Consider the following 1,795-nt stretch of genomic DNA (forward strand, 5'->3'; position numbering starts at 1 on the left):
CCCTGTTCTGTAAACCTAACTGCAATATTGTCAATGAACCGGATGGTTCTACCGAACCTACTTTGTTTTAATTGTTAAACTTTATAATAACCAGTCCGGATTTTTCCCGGACACGAATGTCATAGAATGATTTATTTTTCTGGTGTCGGATTTTTTATTATGAAACGCTGTTTTTTGATTGTGCTGGCCGTGCTGCTGGCTGGCGTTGCTGAGGCCCGGGAACCGCTGCGCATTCCGCTGTTCCCGGAGGGGACGCCTTCGAAGAACGGACTGGAGGGTACTCCCGAGACGATCAATGACAAGGGCTATTACGTGGGCGTGAGCGAACCTGAGTTGGAGGTTTTTCTTCCCGACTCGGCCCGGGCGACGGGTCAGATCATGCTGGTGGTTCCCGGGGGCAGTTACGAAAAGGTTTGCGTCACCTATGAGGGTTACCGCACGGCCGAGTGGCTCAACGGACAGGGAATCGCTGCCGCCGTGCTGAAATACCGGATGCCGAACGGCCATCCCGAAATCCCGCTCGAAGACGGTGTGCAGGCCATGCGGGTGCTTCGCCGCGAAGCCCGCTCGTGGGGCATTGACCCGCGGAGCGTCGGCGTCATGGGATTCTCGGCCGGGGGGCATTTCGTCTCGACGCTCCTGACGGAGTATCCCGATGCGGAGTCGCGGCCCGATTTCGGCGTGCTGGTCTATCCCGTGATCACGATGAGCTACTCCTCGGCGCGGACGCGCGAAAACCTGCTCGGTGCGCGCAGCGGGGAGGAGGCCCTTCGGAAACACTACTCGACCTGCGAACAGGTGCATGAAGGGATGCCCGAGGTGCTGCTGGTGTTGTGCGACGACGACCGGGCGGTGGTTCCCGAAAACTCGATCCGCTTCTACCGGGCCCTCAAGAAGCAGGGCGTGCGGGCCGAGATGCACATCTTCCCGCAGGGGGGCCACGGCTTCTGGATGCGCGAGCGCTACCGCTATGGCGAGGAGACCTATCCGCTCATTCTGCGCTGGATCCGCGAACACGACAATACGAATCAATCCAAATAAAAACGAAAAACCATGACTTGCATCAAAGGAATCATTCCGCCGATGATTACCCCGCTGAAAGGGGATGACGAACTGGATCTTGAAGGAACCTCGCGCCTGGTCGAGCACATGCTGGCCGGCAGCGTCCATGCGCTGTTTCTGCTCGGAACGACGGGCGAGGCCCAGAGCCTGACCTACCGGCTCCGCTATGAGTTTGTGGAGCGGGTCTGCCGGCAGGTTGCGGGACGGGTTCCCGTGCTGGTGGGCGTCACGGATACCTCCCTCGACGAGAGTGTCCGTCTGGCCGAGCATGCGGCCAAATGCGGCGCCGTCGGCGTCGTGGCTGCCGCGCCTTACTACTTTGCCCCCTCGCAGCAGGAGCTCATCGAGTATTACACGGCGCTGGCCGACCGGCTTCCGCTGCCGCTCTACCTCTACAACATGCCCTCGCATGTCAAGGTCTTCCTGGAGCCCACGACCGTCAAGACGCTCGCCGACCATCCGAACATCGTCGGACTGAAGGACAGCTCCGCCAACATGACCTACTTCCAGACGCTGATCTATCACCTGGGCGACCGGGATGATTTCGCGCTGTATGTCGGTCCGGAGGAGCTGACGGGCGAATGCGTGCTGATGGGAGCCGACGGCGGCGTGAACGGCGGTGCGAACCTCTTCCCGGAGCTCTACGTGGCGATGTACGACGCGGCCTGCAAACACGACATTGCCCGCGTCCGTGAGCTGCAGCGCCGGATCATGCAGATCAGCACCTCGATCT

The 1,795-nt window shown here is 60.2% G+C and carries 2 protein-coding genes; both read left to right on the forward strand.

Going from position 1 to position 1,795, the window contains the following annotated elements; all coding sequences use genetic code 11:
• Window positions 1-159 precede the first annotated feature (159 nt).
• A complete protein-coding gene (locus tag B5E60_RS13530; RefSeq protein WP_087312470.1) occupies window positions 160-1,041 on the forward strand; it encodes an alpha/beta hydrolase in 882 nt (293 codons plus the stop codon).
• A 12-nt stretch (window positions 1,042-1,053) separates the two neighbouring features.
• The coding region (locus B5E60_RS13535) for a dihydrodipicolinate synthase family protein (RefSeq protein ID WP_087312472.1) at window positions 1,054-1,795 on the forward strand (742 nt) is incomplete at its 3' end.

Origin of the sequence: Alistipes sp. An116, from assembly GCF_002161005.1 — a bacterium.
GTDB lineage: Bacteria > Bacteroidota > Bacteroidia > Bacteroidales > Rikenellaceae > Alistipes > Alistipes megaguti.